Raw genomic sequence first — 17,008 nt, 5'->3', positions numbered from 1 at the left:
ACCCGGCTCATGACACCGAGCGTTTACTTTTAAGTTCCTGCTGGTTTTTCTTCGGCTGGCAGGCTCCACTCGATGTCTGCCGTTCTCGACCCCGTCCGTTCTGCCCCGCCCGCTGTTCCCTCAAAGCGGGGCAAGCCGCGGACTTTCCGCCCTGAAATTCAGCTGCTGCGTGCTATCGCGGTTCTGACGGTAGTCATTTATCACCTCAACCCATCCTGGTTGCCCGGTGGCTTTGTGGGCGTGGACGTGTTCTTTGTCATTTCCGGCTTCCTTATTACCGGGCACATGATTCGCGAGGTGGAGCGCACGGAGCGGTTGTCCCTCCTGAAGTTCTGGGTTAACCGGGCCAAACGCATTTTGCCGGCGGCAACCCTGACGATCGTGCTCACGGCTATTGCTTCTGTGTTCCTGCTGCCCGTTACGCAGCTCACGGCGGCCGCCGTGCAGGGTATGGCTTCTGCGCTCTACGTACAGAACTGGGCGCTCGCCTTTAAGTCCGTGGACTATCTGACCCAAGATTCCGCGGATTCGCCGTTTCAGCACTTCTGGTCGCTGTCCATTGAAGAACAGTTTTATCTCTTCTGGCCGCTGTTAGCCCTCGGTGCTGGTAGGATCGCGTTCCGTTGGGGTAGCCGAGGCGCCGCTCACCGCCGCTTCCGCGTTCTCCTCGCGATGGTGTTCGGGTTGGTTGTTGCGGCGTCTTTTGTCTATTCGGCAACCATCACCCTCGCGGGCGAACCAGAGGCCTACTTTGTCACCCAGTCGCGCGTGTGGGAGCTTGGTGCCGGGGGATTGCTCGCGCTTGTCATGGTGGATACCGAGCGGTTCCGCACTGTGCGTAGCGTGCTTGCATTGGGTGGCCTTGTGGCAATTGGTGTGGCTTGTATTTTCTACACGGGTGCTCAACCGCCGTTTCCTGGCGTTGCAGCTCTTCTGCCAGTTCTCGGAACGATGGCGGTTATTGCGGCGGGCCGTACCTCGGGGCCTTTGTCGCTGCACCGCGTGGTTGATCTGCAGCCAGTTCAGCTGGTGGGCAACCTGTCGTATTCGCTGTACTTGTGGCATTTCCCCCTCATCACGTTTTTCGTGGCAGCAAAGGGGCGCCATCCCGGATTGTTTGCGGGCTCAGCTCTTTTCGTGCTGGCGCTTCTTTTTGCTGCTGGCAGTTATTTCTTTGTTGAAAACCCCGTGCGCCGGTGGCGGCACTGGACAGATTTTCAGTGGAAAACAATTCTCACCGCAGGCGTATCCATGGTGACTGCAGCCGCTGTAGCCGTCCTGCCGCAGTTGGCCTTTGCCGTTGATCAGCATCAGCAAAAAGTGGCGGTGGAAACCCTGCTGCATAAGCATGCCGACGAGCTCGGCCACAATTCATTGGGCCGGCACGATTTCACGCGATTTGTGGGTCAAGAAGGCGTGACCGTTCCAAGTATCACCGACGCCCTCAACGACGAACCAGAATATGACTGTGACCAGACGCCAGCGCCGGCTGATTCCTTAACAACACCTCAGTGTGTCATTGCCAATCCCGACGGCAAGAAGACACTGGCTGTCGTTGGTGATTCTCACGCTTCGCAGTGGACACCTGCCTTGAAAAAGGCTGTCGAAGGCACTGATTGGAGGGTTGTCGTTTACCTTCACAACTCGTGTCCGTTCTCCCTGGGCGAGCGTTCCTTGGAAGCCGACGGCACAATTAAGTGCAAGCAAGCCAACAAAGAGACACTTGAGCGGCTCAAAGATCTCCGGCCGCAAAAAATAGTCGTGGCCGGTTACGCCAAGGTTGGCTTTGAGCGCATGGATGGAGAGAAACGCCCCGGCGTCACCGGATACTCCAAGATGTTCAAGCAGCTGAAGAAGACCGGCGCCACGGTGTATGCGCTGCAGGACAATCCCGTGCCTCCGGGCAATGTGCCCGACTGCTTGGCGCGGCACACTGATGACCTGGAAGCGTGCGATATTCCTCGGGCTGACAGTTCGGAAAATACCGGTGCGAATCGCGTGATGCGCACGGCAGCTCAAAACGCAGACGTGAAATTCGTGGGCACTACGTCAATGTTCTGCACAGAAGAACCACATGGCGTCTGTCCAGCGATAGTAGGTTCAACCTTGGTGTACCGGGATCACAACCACGTTACAGGTACGTACATGTGGACGCTTGCACCTTCCATCGCTAAGAAGTTGGAGCTTTGACGGTTCGCGCGGAATCTTTCAACCGGCCGAGCGTGTGGTACTTGGCCGGCGGCGCTTTTCTGTGGGCGATTGCCATGCGGATCTTCATTGCTCCGGGCCAAATTGAAAACGACATCTACGAACAAGCCAACCAGGCAACTGGACAGACTCCCATGTCGGACTGGCACCCGCCCATTATGAGTGCGCTGTGGGGTGCACTGGCTCAGCTCATGGGAACCATGGACGTATTGCTGAGCATCAATGTTTTGCTCATGGCCACGGGAATCTGGCTTCTCTGCTGGACGATTCTGCTCCGTACCGACCGCCCAGGGCTAGCGTGCCTTCCCCTGGCAGTGCTTGTCACGCCGTGGACGCTGTCGCAGCTGGTCCTTTTGTGGAAGGACACTACGATGGCCGCAGCACTTGTTTTTGGCTGCGGGGCGGTGTTCCTCGCTGCAGAGTGCCGCAAGCGGCAAGGCCGAGTTAACGTGGCGCCCATTGGACTCATGGTGCTGGCTGTCATTTCAATTGCATTTGCGGTTCTTGTGCGCAAGAACGCCGTGGCAGCCGTTGTGCCGGTGGTTCTTTATGCTGCCGCTGTTTGGAGTCCCCGGCAGGCGGTGCTGGGACGGCTGCATATGACGGGTTCGTCAGTTGCACGGCGACTGCGCACTGCTGCTGGCAGTGCGGGCAGGTTTGCAGTCCGGAGCTTTGCTGTAGTGGCAGCGGTTGGCTGTGCCGGGGTCGGCATGAATCTGTGGGTGGAATCAACCCACACCATTGAACAAACGCACCAGATCGACCAGATCATTCTGGATGACGTCATGTTCTCTGTTCCCAGTGAAGAGCTGCACAAGAGTGGAGCGTCACCAGAGCTCATTACCCGCTTGGATACTGCGCGCCGCCATTGTTTGGACATTGGGTGGATTTCTGATGCCTATTGGCGCTGCTGGGGTCGCGGACTTGATGGAGAGGCCTATCAGCCAGTAGAGCACGCTGGTGAACTCAAACAGCTGTGGAAACAGCACGTGCTCACCCATCCGTTTCGCTGGTTTGACTACCGGCTGGAAAATTATTCTAGGTATTTGACGACCACTCAATTGGTAACCTTGCGAGAACATGGTCGAGGCGCTGAAATTGGAATGCCGTTTACGCCTAATCCTGTAAGTGAAACTGTCCGTGGGGTAGTGTTCGCCGCTGAACCAACTGCTGTATTCAAAGCATGGTTTTGGCTTGCCCTGAGCACATTGATGTGCCTTGCGGCTATCGTTTTCCGGCCGCAATTTGGCAGAGAAATCATTGCGCTTTCTACATCAGCACTGGTCTACATGCTTGCCTACATTCCGGTGATTCCGGCCTTTCACTTCCGCTACACGTACTGGCCAGCCGTCGCCGTGAGCTTGGCATGTGTGCTCGCTATTGCGGGAAGCGCACACGGGAACACACGTGGTCAGCGGCGGTTCTTCATAGCCGAGCGCAAGCGGCGTCGCACCATCCGGTAAGGACGCCGCAGTGGACGTGGCAGACGCTGTTCAATGCGCAGACCGCCTGGCTGCAGCTTAGCCACCTTGGGTTTCTTGGGCAGTGCTCCAGGCAAGCCAAGCTTTGTGAGCCGCCGCCGGCGGAAGTAGCCAAGATCTGCAGTGTGTTGAGCGGTCTCAAGAAACCTTTCGGCTGTCGGCCGCAGATGCGGCACGATGTTTGGCCGTGCCGCATATGCGACCGAATCGATGAGTTGTTGAATATGCGTTTGCTGAGCAGAGGTCAATGGGGTGGGATCGCCGGTCATGAGAACATCGCACAAGACTGCCGGCACACGATTGGAATTCTCAAACGGCGTAATGGCCTGCAGAACTTGTGATGTGCCGACTGCGACTGCGGGAATGGAATAGACGGTTCGTGCAACGGCGAGCGTTGTCGAAAAACAGCCCACGACCACTGTCGGTTGGAGGAAGCTGATGACGGCTTCAGCAATGATAGGGCGGGCAAAAACCGAAAAACCAACTCCAATTTCCTGCGCTGCACGGCGCAAAGGTTCAAGCGCGGCCGGGGGTGCAGCGGGGTGAGGTTTGAAGACCACGTGGCGGGCGCCTCGTGATGCGGCCTCGCGCACCATCTGCTGGTGGAGTCCAGCTTCATCGTCATCCGTAATAAGCCCCAGCTGCGCCAAGTACTGGCCCACGACGAGTGCGGTCGGCTGGCCGCGCAGCGCGCCGAGCTCAGCTTCGAGTGGACTCTTAGCAGCCTCCACGAGTTCATCAACGACCCCACGGAAATACGTGACATCCAACGGGACTGGGACTGCATCGAATTCGCTCAGTAGCCGGGGAACGACCCCTTCGACGTACGGCAGGTAATGCAGCGATGTCATTCGCTGTCCGTTGGTGAGAAGCAGCGAATTGCGGGTGGGCCCGTAACTCATAAGGCCATCGGCGTGAACGCGTTGAAGCGCGGTAGAGAATACGCGGCCGATTGCCTTTGCTGGGTTGACCTGCGGAGATTCAACGATGAGTTCGAGCTCTTCTTCTCCGAGGTCCCACATTGTGCGCAGCACGCGTTCCCACGCGGGAAGTTCAGCCTGCTGCGGGTTCCACACTGAGGGCAGAACGGGGTGGAGTGTGGCATTGAAATCGATGACTCGATCGAAGCGACTCAGGAGCGGACGCGCATCTGGCGTCATGTGCACGGGGGTGCTGAGCTCCGGGGCGTAGGAGTGATTCGACACCACAAGAATCCGTTCGCTCACGGGGTCTGATTTCTCCACGGCCCGGTCCTGCGCCGAGAGTTCACTCAAGCTGCCCAAATCCGCTCCGATGGGCACTGCGGCAAGCGCTGGAAGATGGGCTGTGTCATACGCGCCTGCATCAATACCGGCGGCGAGGGTGACGATTTGCGAAAATGTCGATGTGAAGAAGAGCTGTTTCATTTCGGTGCCTTTCCAGTCACATCGACTTCACTGGGCAAAAACCAATCCACGTGGCTTCGGCGTTCGGTGGTACTGTCAGCAACTTCGGCCAAGAGCACAGTGCGTGGAATTCGTGCAGACACCTGCTGTCCGCGGTTGCGTAGCTGTTCGATGAGCGAGTGGGGGATGTGTTGAGCGGGAGGTATTTGCTCGGCTTTTTGGGCTTCGATGCGTTGGATTGCCAATGAAACGGCATCCTCGAACTGTTGAGAATGGCGTCCAGCACTGGGATCAGCTTCGCGCCCCGAAGCTTGACTGTCATTCAGGCCGAGGATATGCATGGCTTCGGCATGCGCCGCCAGGTCAATGAATCGCTTGTGGTGGTGGTGCAGCAAAGCGAGCCAGTTGCGTGCGGCTTTGGGGTATAGCAGTTCGCGTTCGCGGTCGTTATCAATGAGATCGAAGATGAGCTCGAAAGCATCGAGGAACATGAGCTGGCGCTCATCGAAAATCTGTGTGAGCGAACTGGACAGTCCGCGGCGGTAACACACACCTGGATGGCTGACTACAGCGAATGACTCTGCATTGAGATGCAGATTCCAGATCCAGCTGCGGTCTTCTGCAGTCATGAAGTCCTTGGGGAAGTGCAGCATTCCTGTTTCGCGCAGCTTCCCGTCAAAGATTCCCGCCCATGCGTAGGGGTAGTCGACCATTGTTGACTTGTGGGACGGCAGAATCCCTACCCGCGGATTGAGGGCGCGATTGCGCAGTGCCATGGGCGCCCTGCGGATCTCGCGCTTATTGCCCAGGACCGTCGTATGGTCCGTGCGGACAAAATCAACACCCAAGCCATCGATTGCAGCAGTAAGCGTTGTGAGCAGCCCAGGGGAGAGCCAATCATCGCCGTCAAGGAATTGAATATAGCGGCCGCGTGCTTCTTCCAATCCCTGGTTCCGACCGTTCGCCAAGCCGGTGGCTTCGGGGTTGGTCAGGACCGTGAAATCGGCAAAGCGCGAACCGTACTCATTGAGGACCTCGGGCGTGTTGTCGGTTCCGCCGTCATTGATGAAGATGATCTGCAGTGCGCTGAGATCGAAGTTTCCGCCGGGTTCCGTGCCTTGGAACAGCAGCGATTCAAAAAGTGTTGGCAGGTATTCGGCGCAGTCCTTGGCCGGGATGATGAGCGATAGCAGAGGCGTACTCACACGGGTACTTTCACGTAGCGGAGGGCGGGCACAAGCAGGCGAGGCGCCGGCAGGCGAACGAGCAAGCGTCCGGCAAGCGGCGCCTCGTCAGCTGGGTGATTGGCAGTTACGAGCGTCAGCTGTGAACGCGCAGCGAAGCGATCTTGGGTTCTTCGCCCGGCATGACGCGTTTGTTGCCGTCACCGAGGGCGGTTTCGATTTCGCGGATCTGGCGTCCGAGCGAAATGAACTCAGCAGGTTCCATGGAGGCCGACTGGTCCGAACCCCACATGGTCGAATCCAGTGTGATGTGACGTTCAACGGTCACAGCACCCAGGGCGACTGCCGCGGTGGTGATGGTGGTGCCCAGTTCGTGGCCGGAGTACCCGACCGGAACGCCGTAGCGTTCGCGCAGAGCCGGGATGGCCAGCAGGTTCACTTCTTCCGCCGGCAGAGGGTAGGTCGAGGTGGCGTGCATAAGAACCAGGTTGTCGGTGCCGAGGATCTCCACGGCGCGGTCAATCTGCTCGAGAGTCGACATGCCGGTGGACATGATGAGCGGCTTGCCGGTGTCGCGCAGAGCCTCAAGCAGCTTGACATCGGTGATGGACGCCGAAGCAACCTTGTGGGTGACAGCGTCGAACCTTTCGAGGAAGTTCACTGAGTCAACGTCCCACGGGCTGGCAAACCACTGCAGGCCCAGTTCCTTGGCGTAGCGGTCGATTTCGGTGTACTGCTCGTCTTCGAACTCAACGCGGTACTTGTATTCCAGGTAGGTCATTTCGCCCCACGGGGTGGAGCGCGGTTTTGACTTCTGGTGCTCCGGAACAGCAACTTCGGGGTTGCGCTTCTGGAACTTCACAGCCTGTGCGCCGGCAACCTTGGAAACGTCCATGAGCTGCTTGGCCAGTTCAACATCACCGTTGTGGTTGATGCCGATTTCGCCGATCAGGTAGGTGGGGTTGCCCGGTCCGACCTTGTGTTCGCCGATGGCAACGGGGGTGATGGTCTTGCCTTCGCTGGTGCTGGAGTAGGGGACAGCAGTCATGTCAATCCTTTCGGGTGGGAGGTTTTTGGCTCAGAGGGTGGTGGATGGCTGGGATTCCTGGACACCTGCCGAATGGCGGGTGGGCACATGGACGAGGTCGCAGACCTCGCGGACGGCACCTCGGCCGCCTTCTGATGCCAGCACGTGACGTGCGGCGGCAAGAACAGCCGGGTGAGCATCGGCAACCGCAATCGGCCAGCCGACCTCGCTGAAGGCTTCAAGGTCGTTGATGTCATTGCCGACATAGGCAACCCGGGCTGGATCCAGGCCGTGTGAAGCCATCCAGCCGGCAATCACGTGGGCTTTGTTGTCGATGCCCTGAGCAACTTCTACCCGCAGCTTCTCTGCGCGGCGGGTGACCACCGGGTTGCGTTCCTTCGACAGAATGAGGAACGGCACACCAGCCTTGACCAGGCGAGACACACCCATGCCGTCGCCGCGGTGGACCGGCACCGACTCCGTGCCATCTTCGGCTACGAACACGCGGTCATCCGTGTGCACACCGTCGAAGTCCGTGACAACAGCGTCGATGTCGAGTTCGCTCAGCTGTGAAGTGTCCTGCTGACGCTGATCAGCCAGTGCGCGAAGCAGCGTGAGGTCGGACAGTGAATCGATTTCGCGGGCGTCATCTTCCGGGACTTCCTGAATGCCGATCGAACCGAAGAAGCGGTGCCCCGATTCCTGGAAGCCGGCAGTGCGCATGACGTAGAACGCGCCGGTTTCAGAGAAGTGCGGTTCGCGGTCCTGACGGCGGGGGCGGAACTCCGCGCTGTGGCCGACGGCCTCGGCAGTGTTGTCCGGGCTGAGCTTCCACAGGAACGAATGATCAACAGCGGCCGAGAACACAACGTCGTGACGACCAGCTGCGACAGCTGCCGTGGCTTCGTCGAGGTCCTGCGGGTTGATGAAAGGCGAGGTGCACTGAATGAACACCGTGATGTCGAAGGGGCGGTGGGTGCGGCTGAGCTGCGCGAGCGTGTACAGCAGAGCGGATTCGCTCGAAGCGGTGTCGCCGCTGATGTCGTCGGGACGCATAACAACTTCGGCCCCGTGAGCGCGTGCTTCTTCGGCAATGCCCTGGTGGTCAGTGGAAACGACGACAGTGTCGATTTCAGTGCTTCGCTGAGCTGCTTCGATGGCTCGCGCCAACAGGGAGCGCCCACCGATCTTCTGCAGGTTCTTCAGCGGGATGCCCTTGGAACCACCACGGGCCGGAATGATTGCCACCGCCGATGCGGATTTTTCGCTGGCTGCGTTATCTGCGGCGGGGGACGGGGGAGTGTTGGCTGAAATGGTCATAGGGGGCCATTATCGGTATCCCCTTGCGAACGGAACCTTAAATTGAAGCTACGCGACAGATAGATTCCGGTTAACCTTCCTCCGAAATCGGAGGAGGTTCCTGGGTGGGCAGGCTGCCGAGGTGTGGCTGTGCTGCGCAGTTCTGCTGGTGCTGGGCGTGGGGTTCGGTCAGATCCAGGTGGGGTTGAGCATGCGCATGCGCCACGAATCGTAGGGGAACGTGGTGCCCGTCCAGATGGGGTAGTAGAAGGCGAATACGAGGACCGCTGCCGCGAGGACCACAGCGACGGCCAGGCGGCGGGCCCGCAATGACCGTGCTGATGTGCTGCCGGTGGCTGTTCCCCACACAATGCCGAGCGCGTAGACGAGTGCAAGAACAATGAACGGCACCATGACGATGGTGTAGAAGGTGAAGATTGTTCGGTGCTGGTAGTTGAACCACGGCAGCCACACTGCGGCAAGCCCGGCGAGGATCGCGCCGGCCCGCCAGTCGCGGCGCAGCACCCAGGCCAGCAGAACAACGACGAGAGCCACGGTGCCCAAGCCCCACACCACGGGGTTGCCCACGGAGAGAATCGCAGCCGAGCACTTCTCAACCGTGCAGCCGTGTTCACCAAGACCGTAGGAACGGTAGTAGAAGCTGGTGGGGCGCCACTGCACAGGCCAGCCCCACGGGTTGGACATGTAGGTGTGAGGTTTGTTGAGTCCGACGTGAAAGTTGTAGGCCGTGTAGTGGTAGTGCGCGAGGCTGACCAACCAGTCAGGCAGGAAATCCCACCAGCCGCTGTTGTCGGCGGCCCAGCTGCGGTCCCAGCCCTTGGGGCTGAGGATCCACCCGATCCAGGACAGCAGGTACACGATGCCGGCCACCGGAACGAGGGACATGAACGCAGGCACGGAGTCTTTGCCGAGTGCCGCAAGCCACGGGCGGCGAATGCCTGCTGCGCGACGGTTGGCGACATCCCACAGAACAATCATGATGCCGAAAACAGCCAGCGCGTACAGGCCGTTCCATTTGACGCCGCAGGCAAGACCTAAGGCAATGCCGCCGGCCAGTCGCCACGGACGAAGACCCAGCGATGGGCCGAAAGAAGCCGGCATGAACCACGGTTTGGAGCCCGTGTGCTGCTTGTCGACACTAGGACCTGTGCGCTGCAGGATCTTCTTGCGGGCGTCGTCGCGGTCAATGAGCAGCAGCAAGAACGCGATGAGCACAAAGAACATGACGAAAATGTCTAGCAGGCCCGTGCGCGAATGGACGAAATGCTGCCCGTCAGCCGCCAACAGCAGGGCGGCCGCTGCACCCAGCCACACCGAACCGAACATGCGGATGGCAATGCGGGCGATGATCACAATGCTGATGGTGCCGATGAGCGCTGCCGTAAAGCGCCAGCCAAAAGGATTGGTGCCGTCGCCGAAAAGCAGCTGACCGACCCCGAGCATCCATTTGCCCAGCGGCGGATGGACAACATACGAAGGGTCATCGGTCAGCGCCGAGAAATCGCCGGCGGCGAACTTGCCGTTGGCGTCCTCAGCCCATTTGAGTTCGACCCCGTGATGGGCAATCGAGTAGGCGTCCTTGACGTAATAGGTTTCGTCAAAAACGAGTTCGCGCGGATGGTCCAAGCGCAGCATGCGCAGAAATCCGCCGACAGCGGCGATCAGCAGCGGCCACACCCAGCCCCACACGGAGGTGAGCGCAGGGTTCTGCGGCACGCAAGCGCGCAGCCCGGTTAGCCGGATGCGCTGTGCTCCGGCGCTGCTGCGCGTACCCGATGCCAATGAACTCACGGCGCCAGTTTAGATGGAGGCACCGACACAGCTGAACTGACAGCGCTGGGGGCGGCGGGGCTACACTGGGCGCGTACGCACCCCGATCTTCGAGGAGCCGCAGTGTCCAGCTCGTATATTCCCCAGCCGCCTGAGGAACAGCCGCAGAGCAGTCTTCAGCCGTATTCACAGCCTGACAACAGCGGCTACCAAGGCCAGGCATACGGGCAGCAGGCCTACGGCTACCGGGATCAGGCCTACGCACAGCCCTATGGCCAGCAGTACGTGCAGGCGTACGGCCAGCCCTACGGACAGCCGACTGGGTACTACCAGCAACCGGGCACCAACGGCATGGCAATCGGATCGCTGGTCAGTTCTCTTGTCGGATTCGTTCTCGGCTGGGCTTTCAGCCCGCTGTTCCTGGGCATGCTGGTCGGCATCGTGCTGGGACACATTTCGCTTTCCCAGATCAAGAAGACGGGCGAACAGGGTCGAGGCCTGGCCATCGGCGGACTGATCTGCGGCTACCTGGGCACTGCAATCTTTGTGCTGCTCATGCTGGGCTTCCTCGCGCTCTTCGGCGTTCTCATCGGCTTCGGTGCCTTCGCAGGATCCTGACCCCCAGCTTTCGGAACCTGCCCCGCGCCGAACCGCGCTTGGGCCGCTGACCGGCGGGTACCTCGGCACCTCCCCAACACCTCGGCACTTCCAGAACAAAAGGACACGACCGTGACTGACAGCTCAGACCGCGCTGCCCTCGTGCTCGTGGGGACGCCGTTGGGCAACCTCGGGGACGCATCGCCGCGCATGCGCGAAGAAATCGCCGCCGCCGATCTCATTGCGGCTGAAGACACCCGCCGATTTCTCGATTTAGCCGAACGGCTCGAAGTCCAGCACACAGCCAAAATCATGAGCCTGTTCGACCACAACGAACAGTCCCGCGCCGAAAGAATCGCCGACGCCGTCGAGTCCGGAATGCGCGTCGTGCTGCTCACCGATGCCGGCATGCCCGGTGTTTCCGACCCCGGCTACCACGTGGTCAAAGCCGTATCCGATCGCGGACTGCCCGTGACCAGCGCACCCGGCCCCACCGCTGTGACAACCGCGCTGGCGCTGTCGGGCCTGCCCACCGACCGCTTCACCTTCGAAGGCTTCCTGCCGCGCAAATCCGGCAAACGCCGCGCCCTGCTGCAATCGCTGGAACGCGAAGAGCGCACCATGGTCTTCTACGAAGCCCCGCACAGAATCGTCCAGTCGGTCGAAGCGATCGTCGAGGTGTTCGGCCACGACCGCAGAATCGCACTGTGCCGAGAACTCACCAAACTGCACGAAGAGGTCATCCGCGGTCGCGCCGCGGATGTGCTGCTCGACATTGCCGACGGCGTACGAGGTGAAATCGCCCTGGTCGTTTCCGGCACCGATGGTCCGGGTGTAGAGCCGGAGGATGTGCTGGAGAGGGTGTCTGAACTCGTCACCCAGGGCATGCGCGGCAAGGACGCAGCAGCACAGGTCGCCAAAACCGCGGGGCTGAAGACCCGCGAAGTCTACGAGGCGTACCTGCACAGGGAGTGACCCGGGGCCGGAGCCTGACCCCAGTGAAAGTCAGGTGCCGGTTCGGATGGTGGGCGGCACCTCGTCATGTCAGTGTCCGGCCGTAGACTGTGCCACATGAGCTTCTACATGACCACGGCGATCGCCTACCCCAACGGCCAGCCGCACATCGGCCACGCATACGAATACATCGCAGCGGACACGATCGCGCGGTTCAAGCGCCTGGACGGCGAAAACACATTCTTCATGACCGGCACTGATGAACACGGTCTGAAAATGCAGCAGACAGCTCAGAAAGAGGGCATCAGCACCCGCGAACTCGCCGACCTCAACGCTGCGAAGTTCAAGAAGCTTCACGACGACCTCAACAGCAGCTACGACCGATTCATCCGCACCACGGACGAAGACCACATCAAGGCCAGCCAGTTCATCTGGCAGAAAATGGTCGATGCCGGCGACATCTACCTGGACAAGTACGCCGGCTGGTACTCCGTGCGGGACGAAGCGTACTACGCAGACGACGAAACCACGGTGCGCGAAGACGGCACCCGCGTGGCCATCAGCACCGGCACGGAAGTCGAATGGACAGAAGAAGAGTCCTACTTCTTCCGTCTGTCGGCCTACCAGGACAAACTGCTCAAGCTCTACGAAGAGCACCCCGAATACGTAGGCCCGGACAGCCGCCGCAACGAAGTCATCGGGTTCGTGTCGCAGGGACTGCAGGACCTTTCGATTTCGCGCACCACCTTCGACTGGGGTGTGCCGGTTCCAGGCGATGACAAGCACGTCATGTACGTGTGGGTTGACGCGCTGACCAACTACTTGACCGGCGTGAGCTACCCGGACGCCGAATCCGAATCGTTCCGCGAATTCTGGCCCGCCGACGTGCACATCATCGGCAAGGACATCCTGCGCTTCCACGCGGTCTACTGGCCGGCATTCCTTATGAGTGCAGGTGTTGAACTGCCCAAGCGCGTTCACGCGCACGGCTTCCTGTTCAACAAGGGCGAAAAGATGTCCAAGTCGATCGGCAACGTGGTCGACCCCTACGACCTCATCGACAGCTTCGGCCTGGACACCCTGCGCTACTTTGTGCTGCGGGAAATCTCCTACGGCCAGGACGGTTCGTACTCCGCCGAAGGCATCATTTCGCGCAAGAACGCAGACCTCGCCAACGAGTACGGCAACCTTGCACAGCGCTCGTTGTCCATGGTCGCGAAGAACCTCGGCGGTATTGTGCCGGACGTTTCCGACGACGAATTCACCGACGACGACCGTGAACTCCTGGAAGCCGCTGCCGCACTGCTCGACAAGGCACGATCGGAAGTCGACCTGCAGGAACTGCACCGCTACGTGGGCGCCCTGTGGCGAGTTCTTGAAGCCGCCAACCGCTACTTCTCGGCACAAGAACCGTGGAAGCTGCGCAAAACCGACGAACGCCGCATGGCGGTTGTGCTCTACACAACGCTTGAAGTTCTGCGCCGCGTAACCATCCTGGTCCAGCCGATCATGCCCGAATCCGCATCCAAGGTCCTTGACCTTCTGGGTGTGGAAGCCGGTAAGGCTGAAGCGGGTGCACACAACATCGAAGCCAGCGACCCGCGCAGCTTCGCTGCTCTGGACGAACGCCTGGCAGGCGGCACTGAGCTTCCCAAACCCGAACCCGTGTTCCCCAAATACGTCGAACCGGAGGACTGATAAGCGTGGCCTCACGCGCAGCGGGAGAGTACCCGGACGTACCCGAACAATTGGCAGCGCCCGGTGTTGACTCCCACACCCACCTGGACATCTGCACCGGCGTGCGCCTGCCGCTGAAGGCCGGCGAAGTCATCGCAGAAGACGTCGTGCCCGGCGAAGACGAACAGTTCCCGCCGCTGTCGTTCTTCTACGAATCCGCCATGGCGGCCGGCATCGAACGAGTAGTCCAGATCGGATGCAACCTGCCGGCCGCCCGCTGGACGGCCGACATCGTGGCCTCCGAAGCCGAAGCTGGAAGGCCCTGGCTGCTGGGTGGAGTCGCTCTGCACCCCAACGAAGCGCCCACGCTTGCCCGCGCAGGACAGCTGGACGATGCCCTGGCGGAAATCGACGAACTCGCAGGCCGCGAACGCGTGCGGGTTGTCGGTGAAACCGGGCTCGACTACTTCCGCACCGACGCATCCGACAGCGCCGACATGGACGCGCAGAAGGAATCCTTCCGCGCGCACATCGAAATCGCCAAGCGCCGCGGCCTCGCCCTGCAGATTCACGACCGTGAAGCACACCAGGATGTCCTCGACACCCTGGCCGAAGTCGGTGCGCCAGACGTCACCATCCTCCACTGTTTCTCCGGGGATGTTGACATGGCCGAAGAATGCGCTCGCCGCGGATACTTCATGTCCTTTGCCGGCAACATCACGTTCAAAAACGCTGCCGGGCTGCGCGAAGCCGCGGCGGTCGTACCGGACGAACTCCTGCTGACTGAAACCGACGCACCGTTCCTCACACCCCACCCACACCGCGGCAAGCCCGGCGGGCCGTATCTCGCTGCACTCAACGCGCGCAAGCTGGCCGAAGTTCGCGGAGTATCTGAAGAGCACATTGCGAACATCACCACCGCCAACGCGCTGCGGGCAATCGGGGAGTGGGCCTGAACTGACGAGCATCCGCTGTTTGCCTGGAGTGACCGCCAGGCAGCCAGATGTGCCTGGTTAGCACTCCGCTTGACCGAGTGCCAAGCGCAGACTACAGTCGGAATTAGCACCTGAGTGGTGCGAGTGCTAATCGCTGAACAATGAGCTGAGCACAGGGCTCAGCCGAAAACCTCAGCACACCGCACTCGTCAAGGACCGTTCCAGCCGGCACCCGCGACGACGGCAGGAAACAGACCAAAGCAGGCGGCGCATGGTCAGAAGACAGCGCCCCAGCTGTCCCCTCCGCTCAAGTTGAACACAGCAACCTTCATACAACTGATCGAAGGAGTTTCCTCCATGTCGGTGAACATCAAGCCGCTTGAAGACCGGATCGTCGTCCGCCAGGTCGAAGCCGAACAGACCACTGCCTCCGGCCTCGTCATCCCGGACACCGCCAAGGAAAAGCCGCAGGAAGGCGAAGTCGTCGCAGTCGGACCCGGCCGCGTTGCCGAAAACGGTACCCGCGTGCCCGTCGACGTCGAAGTCGGCGACAAGGTCATCTACTCCAAGTACGGCGGCACCGAAGTCAAGTACGCAGGCGCAGAGTACCTGGTGCTCTCGGCTCGCGATGTCCTCGCAGTCATCGCCTGATCACTTCCGCACCCACAGCAACCGCCGCCTGACGGGCGGCGCTTGCCGTACAGGCAACGGCTTACAGAAAGAGAAGTGAACCATGGCTAAGACCCTTCTGTTCGACGACGAAGCCCGCAAGGCACTCGAAAAGGGCGTCAACGTTCTGGCCGACACCGTCAAGGTGACGCTGGGACCAAAGGGCCGCAACGTCGTCCTCGACAAGGCGTGGGGCGCACCCACCATCACCAACGACGGTGTGACCATCGCCCGCGAAGTCGAACTCAACGACTCCTACGAAAACCTCGGCGCTCAGCTGGCCAAGGAAGTCGCCACCAAGACCAACGACGTCGCAGGTGACGGCACCACCACCGCAACCGTTCTCGCACAGGCACTCGTGTCCGAAGGCCTGCGCAACGTTGCCGCCGGTGCAGCCCCCGGCCAGCTCAAGGCCGGCATCGAAGCAGCAGTCGAAGCCGTTGAGGCCCGCCTGCTCGAAATCGCTCGCGACGTTTCCGGTTCCAAGGAAATCGCACACGTCGCAGCACTGTCGGCACAGTCCGAAGAAATCGGCGAGCTCATCGCCGACGCCTTCGACAAGGTCGGTAAGGACGGCGTCATCACCATTGACGAATCCCAGGCCTCCGCGGTTGAACTCGAATTCACCGAGGGCATGCAGTTCGACAAGGGCTACCTGTCGCCGTACTTCATCACTGATGCAGACCGTCAGGAAGCAGTGCTTGAGGACCCCTACATCCTCATCAACCAGGGCAAGATCTCGAACATCCAGGACCTCCTGCCGGTGCTCGAAAAGGTTCAGCAGGCATCCAAGCCGCTGCTGATCATCGCCGAAGACGTCGAAGGCGAAGCTCTGTCGACGCTGGTTGTCAACAAGATGCGCGGCATCCTCAACGTTGCCGCCGTCAAGGCTCCCGGTTTCGGCGACCGCCGCAAGGCAATCCTGGAAGACCTCGCAGTCCTCACCGGCGGCGAAGTCATCACCCCGGACATGGGCATGAAGCTCGAACAGGCCACGCTGGAACAGCTCGGCACCGCACGTACCGTCACCGTGACCAAGGACAACACCACGGTCGTCAACGGCGGCGGAGCAGACGAAGCTGTTGCCGGTCGCGTCGCCCAGATTCGCGCTGAGGTCGAAAAGACCGACTCCGAATGGGACCGCGAAAAGCTACAGGAGCGCCTGGCTAAGCTGGCCGGCGGCGTTGCCGTCATCAAGGTCGGCGCAGCCACCGAGGTTGAGCTCAAGGAACGAAAGCACCGCGTCGAAGACGCTGTCGCTGCTACCCGTGCAGCCATCGAAGAAGGCATCGTCGCTGGTGGCGGTACCGCACTCGTGCACGCATCCGCTGCAGCCGAAAACCTCGGCCTCGAAGGTGACGCAGCCACCGGTGCTGACATCGTGCGCCGCGCTGTGCGTCAGCCGCTTCGCTGGATTGCCGAAAACGCCGGACAGGACGGCTTCGTCGTTGTGTCCAAGGTCGAAGAACTCGAACTCGGCCAGGGCTACAACGCCGCAACCGGCGAATACGGCGACCTCATCGGCAAGGGCGTGATCGACCCGGTCAAGGTCACCCGTTCGGCACTGCGCAACGCAGCATCGATCGCAGCACTGGTTCTCACCACCGAATCGCTGGTTGTCGAGAAGCAGGAAGAAGACGAAGAAGACTGATCGTCTAGCTGAGGCTCGAACTTCGGTTTGAGCTCAGTGAACGAAGGGCGGATGGAGACTCTCCATCCGCCCTTCGTCGTTTTTAAGCCGAGTTGCGTGCAGGTTTTTGGGGTCGCCCCACCCGTTAGCAACAGAAACTCCCGTTAGCAG

The 17,008-nt window shown here is 60.5% G+C and carries 13 protein-coding genes; 8 read left to right on the top strand and 5 right to left on the bottom strand.

What is annotated here, in order from left to right:
* Positions 1-72 precede the first annotated feature (72 nt).
* Both HMPREF3087_RS03505 and HMPREF3087_RS03500 read left to right on the top strand, forming a co-directional pair.
* Positions 73-2,190, top strand: coding sequence for an acyltransferase family protein (locus tag HMPREF3087_RS03505; RefSeq protein WP_083272010.1), 2,118 nt, complete (start codon positions 73-75; stop codon positions 2,188-2,190).
* Positions 2,187-3,671 (top strand): hypothetical protein, encoded by a 1,485-nt coding sequence (locus tag HMPREF3087_RS03500; protein WP_070428075.1) that lies wholly within the window; start codon positions 2,187-2,189, stop codon positions 3,669-3,671. The genes HMPREF3087_RS03505 and HMPREF3087_RS03500 overlap by 4 nt, the downstream gene beginning before the upstream one ends.
* Here HMPREF3087_RS03500 and HMPREF3087_RS03495 read toward each other — a convergent pair.
* From HMPREF3087_RS03495 to HMPREF3087_RS03475, 5 genes are all read right to left on the bottom strand, one after another.
* On the bottom strand, positions 3,620-5,095 hold the full coding sequence (locus HMPREF3087_RS03495) for a polysialyltransferase family glycosyltransferase (protein WP_083272009.1): 1,476 nt from the start codon (positions 5,093-5,095) through the stop codon (positions 3,620-3,622). The genes HMPREF3087_RS03500 and HMPREF3087_RS03495 overlap by 52 nt on opposite strands.
* On the bottom strand, positions 5,092-6,279 hold the full coding sequence (locus HMPREF3087_RS03490; protein WP_070428074.1) for a glycosyltransferase family 2 protein: 1,188 nt from the start codon (positions 6,277-6,279) through the stop codon (positions 5,092-5,094). The genes HMPREF3087_RS03495 and HMPREF3087_RS03490 overlap by 4 nt, the downstream gene beginning before the upstream one ends.
* A 115-nt stretch (positions 6,280-6,394) precedes the next feature.
* Positions 6,395-7,306, bottom strand: coding sequence for an N-acetylneuraminate synthase family protein (locus HMPREF3087_RS03485; protein ID WP_070428073.1), 912 nt, complete (start codon positions 7,304-7,306; stop codon positions 6,395-6,397).
* A gap of 30 nt (positions 7,307-7,336) precedes the next feature.
* A complete protein-coding gene (locus HMPREF3087_RS03480; RefSeq protein WP_070428072.1) occupies positions 7,337-8,605 on the bottom strand; it encodes an acylneuraminate cytidylyltransferase in 1,269 nt (422 codons plus the stop codon).
* 168 nt (positions 8,606-8,773) lie between these two features.
* Positions 8,774-10,396, bottom strand: a complete 1,623-nt coding sequence (locus tag HMPREF3087_RS03475; RefSeq protein ID WP_256173023.1) for a dolichyl-phosphate-mannose--protein mannosyltransferase — start codon at positions 10,394-10,396, stop codon at positions 8,774-8,776.
* Between the two features lie 102 nt (positions 10,397-10,498).
* On the opposite strand from HMPREF3087_RS03475, the gene HMPREF3087_RS03470 reads away from it, so the two are divergent.
* The 6 genes from HMPREF3087_RS03470 to groL all read left to right on the top strand — a co-directional run bounded on the left by HMPREF3087_RS03470 (position 10,499) and on the right by groL (position 16,858).
* Positions 10,499-10,993, top strand: a complete 495-nt coding sequence (locus HMPREF3087_RS03470; protein ID WP_070428071.1) for a DUF4190 domain-containing protein — start codon at positions 10,499-10,501, stop codon at positions 10,991-10,993.
* Positions 10,994-11,104: 111 nt separating this feature from the next.
* On the top strand, positions 11,105-11,947 hold the full coding sequence (rsmI, locus tag HMPREF3087_RS03465; RefSeq protein WP_070428070.1) for a 16S rRNA (cytidine(1402)-2'-O)-methyltransferase: 843 nt from the start codon (positions 11,105-11,107) through the stop codon (positions 11,945-11,947).
* A 96-nt stretch (positions 11,948-12,043) separates the two neighbouring features.
* On the top strand, positions 12,044-13,624 hold the full coding sequence (gene metG, locus HMPREF3087_RS03460) for a methionine--tRNA ligase (protein ID WP_070428069.1): 1,581 nt from the start codon (positions 12,044-12,046) through the stop codon (positions 13,622-13,624).
* 5 nt (positions 13,625-13,629) lie between these two features.
* Positions 13,630-14,559 (top strand): TatD family hydrolase, encoded by a 930-nt coding sequence (locus HMPREF3087_RS03455; protein WP_070428068.1) that lies wholly within the window; start codon positions 13,630-13,632, stop codon positions 14,557-14,559.
* Between the two features lie 336 nt (positions 14,560-14,895).
* Positions 14,896-15,189: a co-chaperone GroES gene (gene groES / locus HMPREF3087_RS03450; RefSeq protein ID WP_019176058.1), complete on the top strand. Its 294-nt coding sequence runs from the start codon at positions 14,896-14,898 to the stop codon at positions 15,187-15,189.
* Positions 15,190-15,271: 82 nt separating this feature from the next.
* Positions 15,272-16,858: a chaperonin GroEL gene (gene groL, locus HMPREF3087_RS03445; protein ID WP_070428067.1), complete on the top strand. Its 1,587-nt coding sequence runs from the start codon at positions 15,272-15,274 to the stop codon at positions 16,856-16,858.
* The last annotated feature ends 150 nt before the right edge of the window (positions 16,859-17,008 follow it).

This window comes from Brevibacterium sp. HMSC22B09 (assembly GCF_001806795.1).
Classification (GTDB): domain Bacteria; phylum Actinomycetota; class Actinomycetes; order Actinomycetales; family Brevibacteriaceae; genus Brevibacterium; species Brevibacterium ravenspurgense.
This window is presented reverse-complemented; position numbering and strand designations above follow the sequence as displayed.

Coding starts and splice junctions, on each gene's coding strand:
- HMPREF3087_RS03485 (WP_070428073.1), bottom strand. CDS start 7,306: ATGACTGCTGTCCCCTACTCCAGCACCAGCGAAGGCAAGACCATCACC.
- groES (WP_019176058.1), top strand. CDS start 14,896: ATGTCGGTGAACATCAAGCCGCTTGAAGACCGGATCGTCGTCCGCCAG.
- groL (WP_070428067.1), top strand. CDS start 15,272: ATGGCTAAGACCCTTCTGTTCGACGACGAAGCCCGCAAGGCACTCGAA.
- HMPREF3087_RS03480 (WP_070428072.1), bottom strand. CDS start 8,605: ATGACCATTTCAGCCAACACTCCCCCGTCCCCCGCCGCAGATAACGCA.
- metG (WP_070428069.1), top strand. CDS start 12,044: ATGAGCTTCTACATGACCACGGCGATCGCCTACCCCAACGGCCAGCCG.
- HMPREF3087_RS03495 (WP_083272009.1), bottom strand. CDS start 5,095: ATGAAACAGCTCTTCTTCACATCGACATTTTCGCAAATCGTCACCCTC.
- HMPREF3087_RS03505 (WP_083272010.1), top strand. CDS start 73: ATGTCTGCCGTTCTCGACCCCGTCCGTTCTGCCCCGCCCGCTGTTCCC.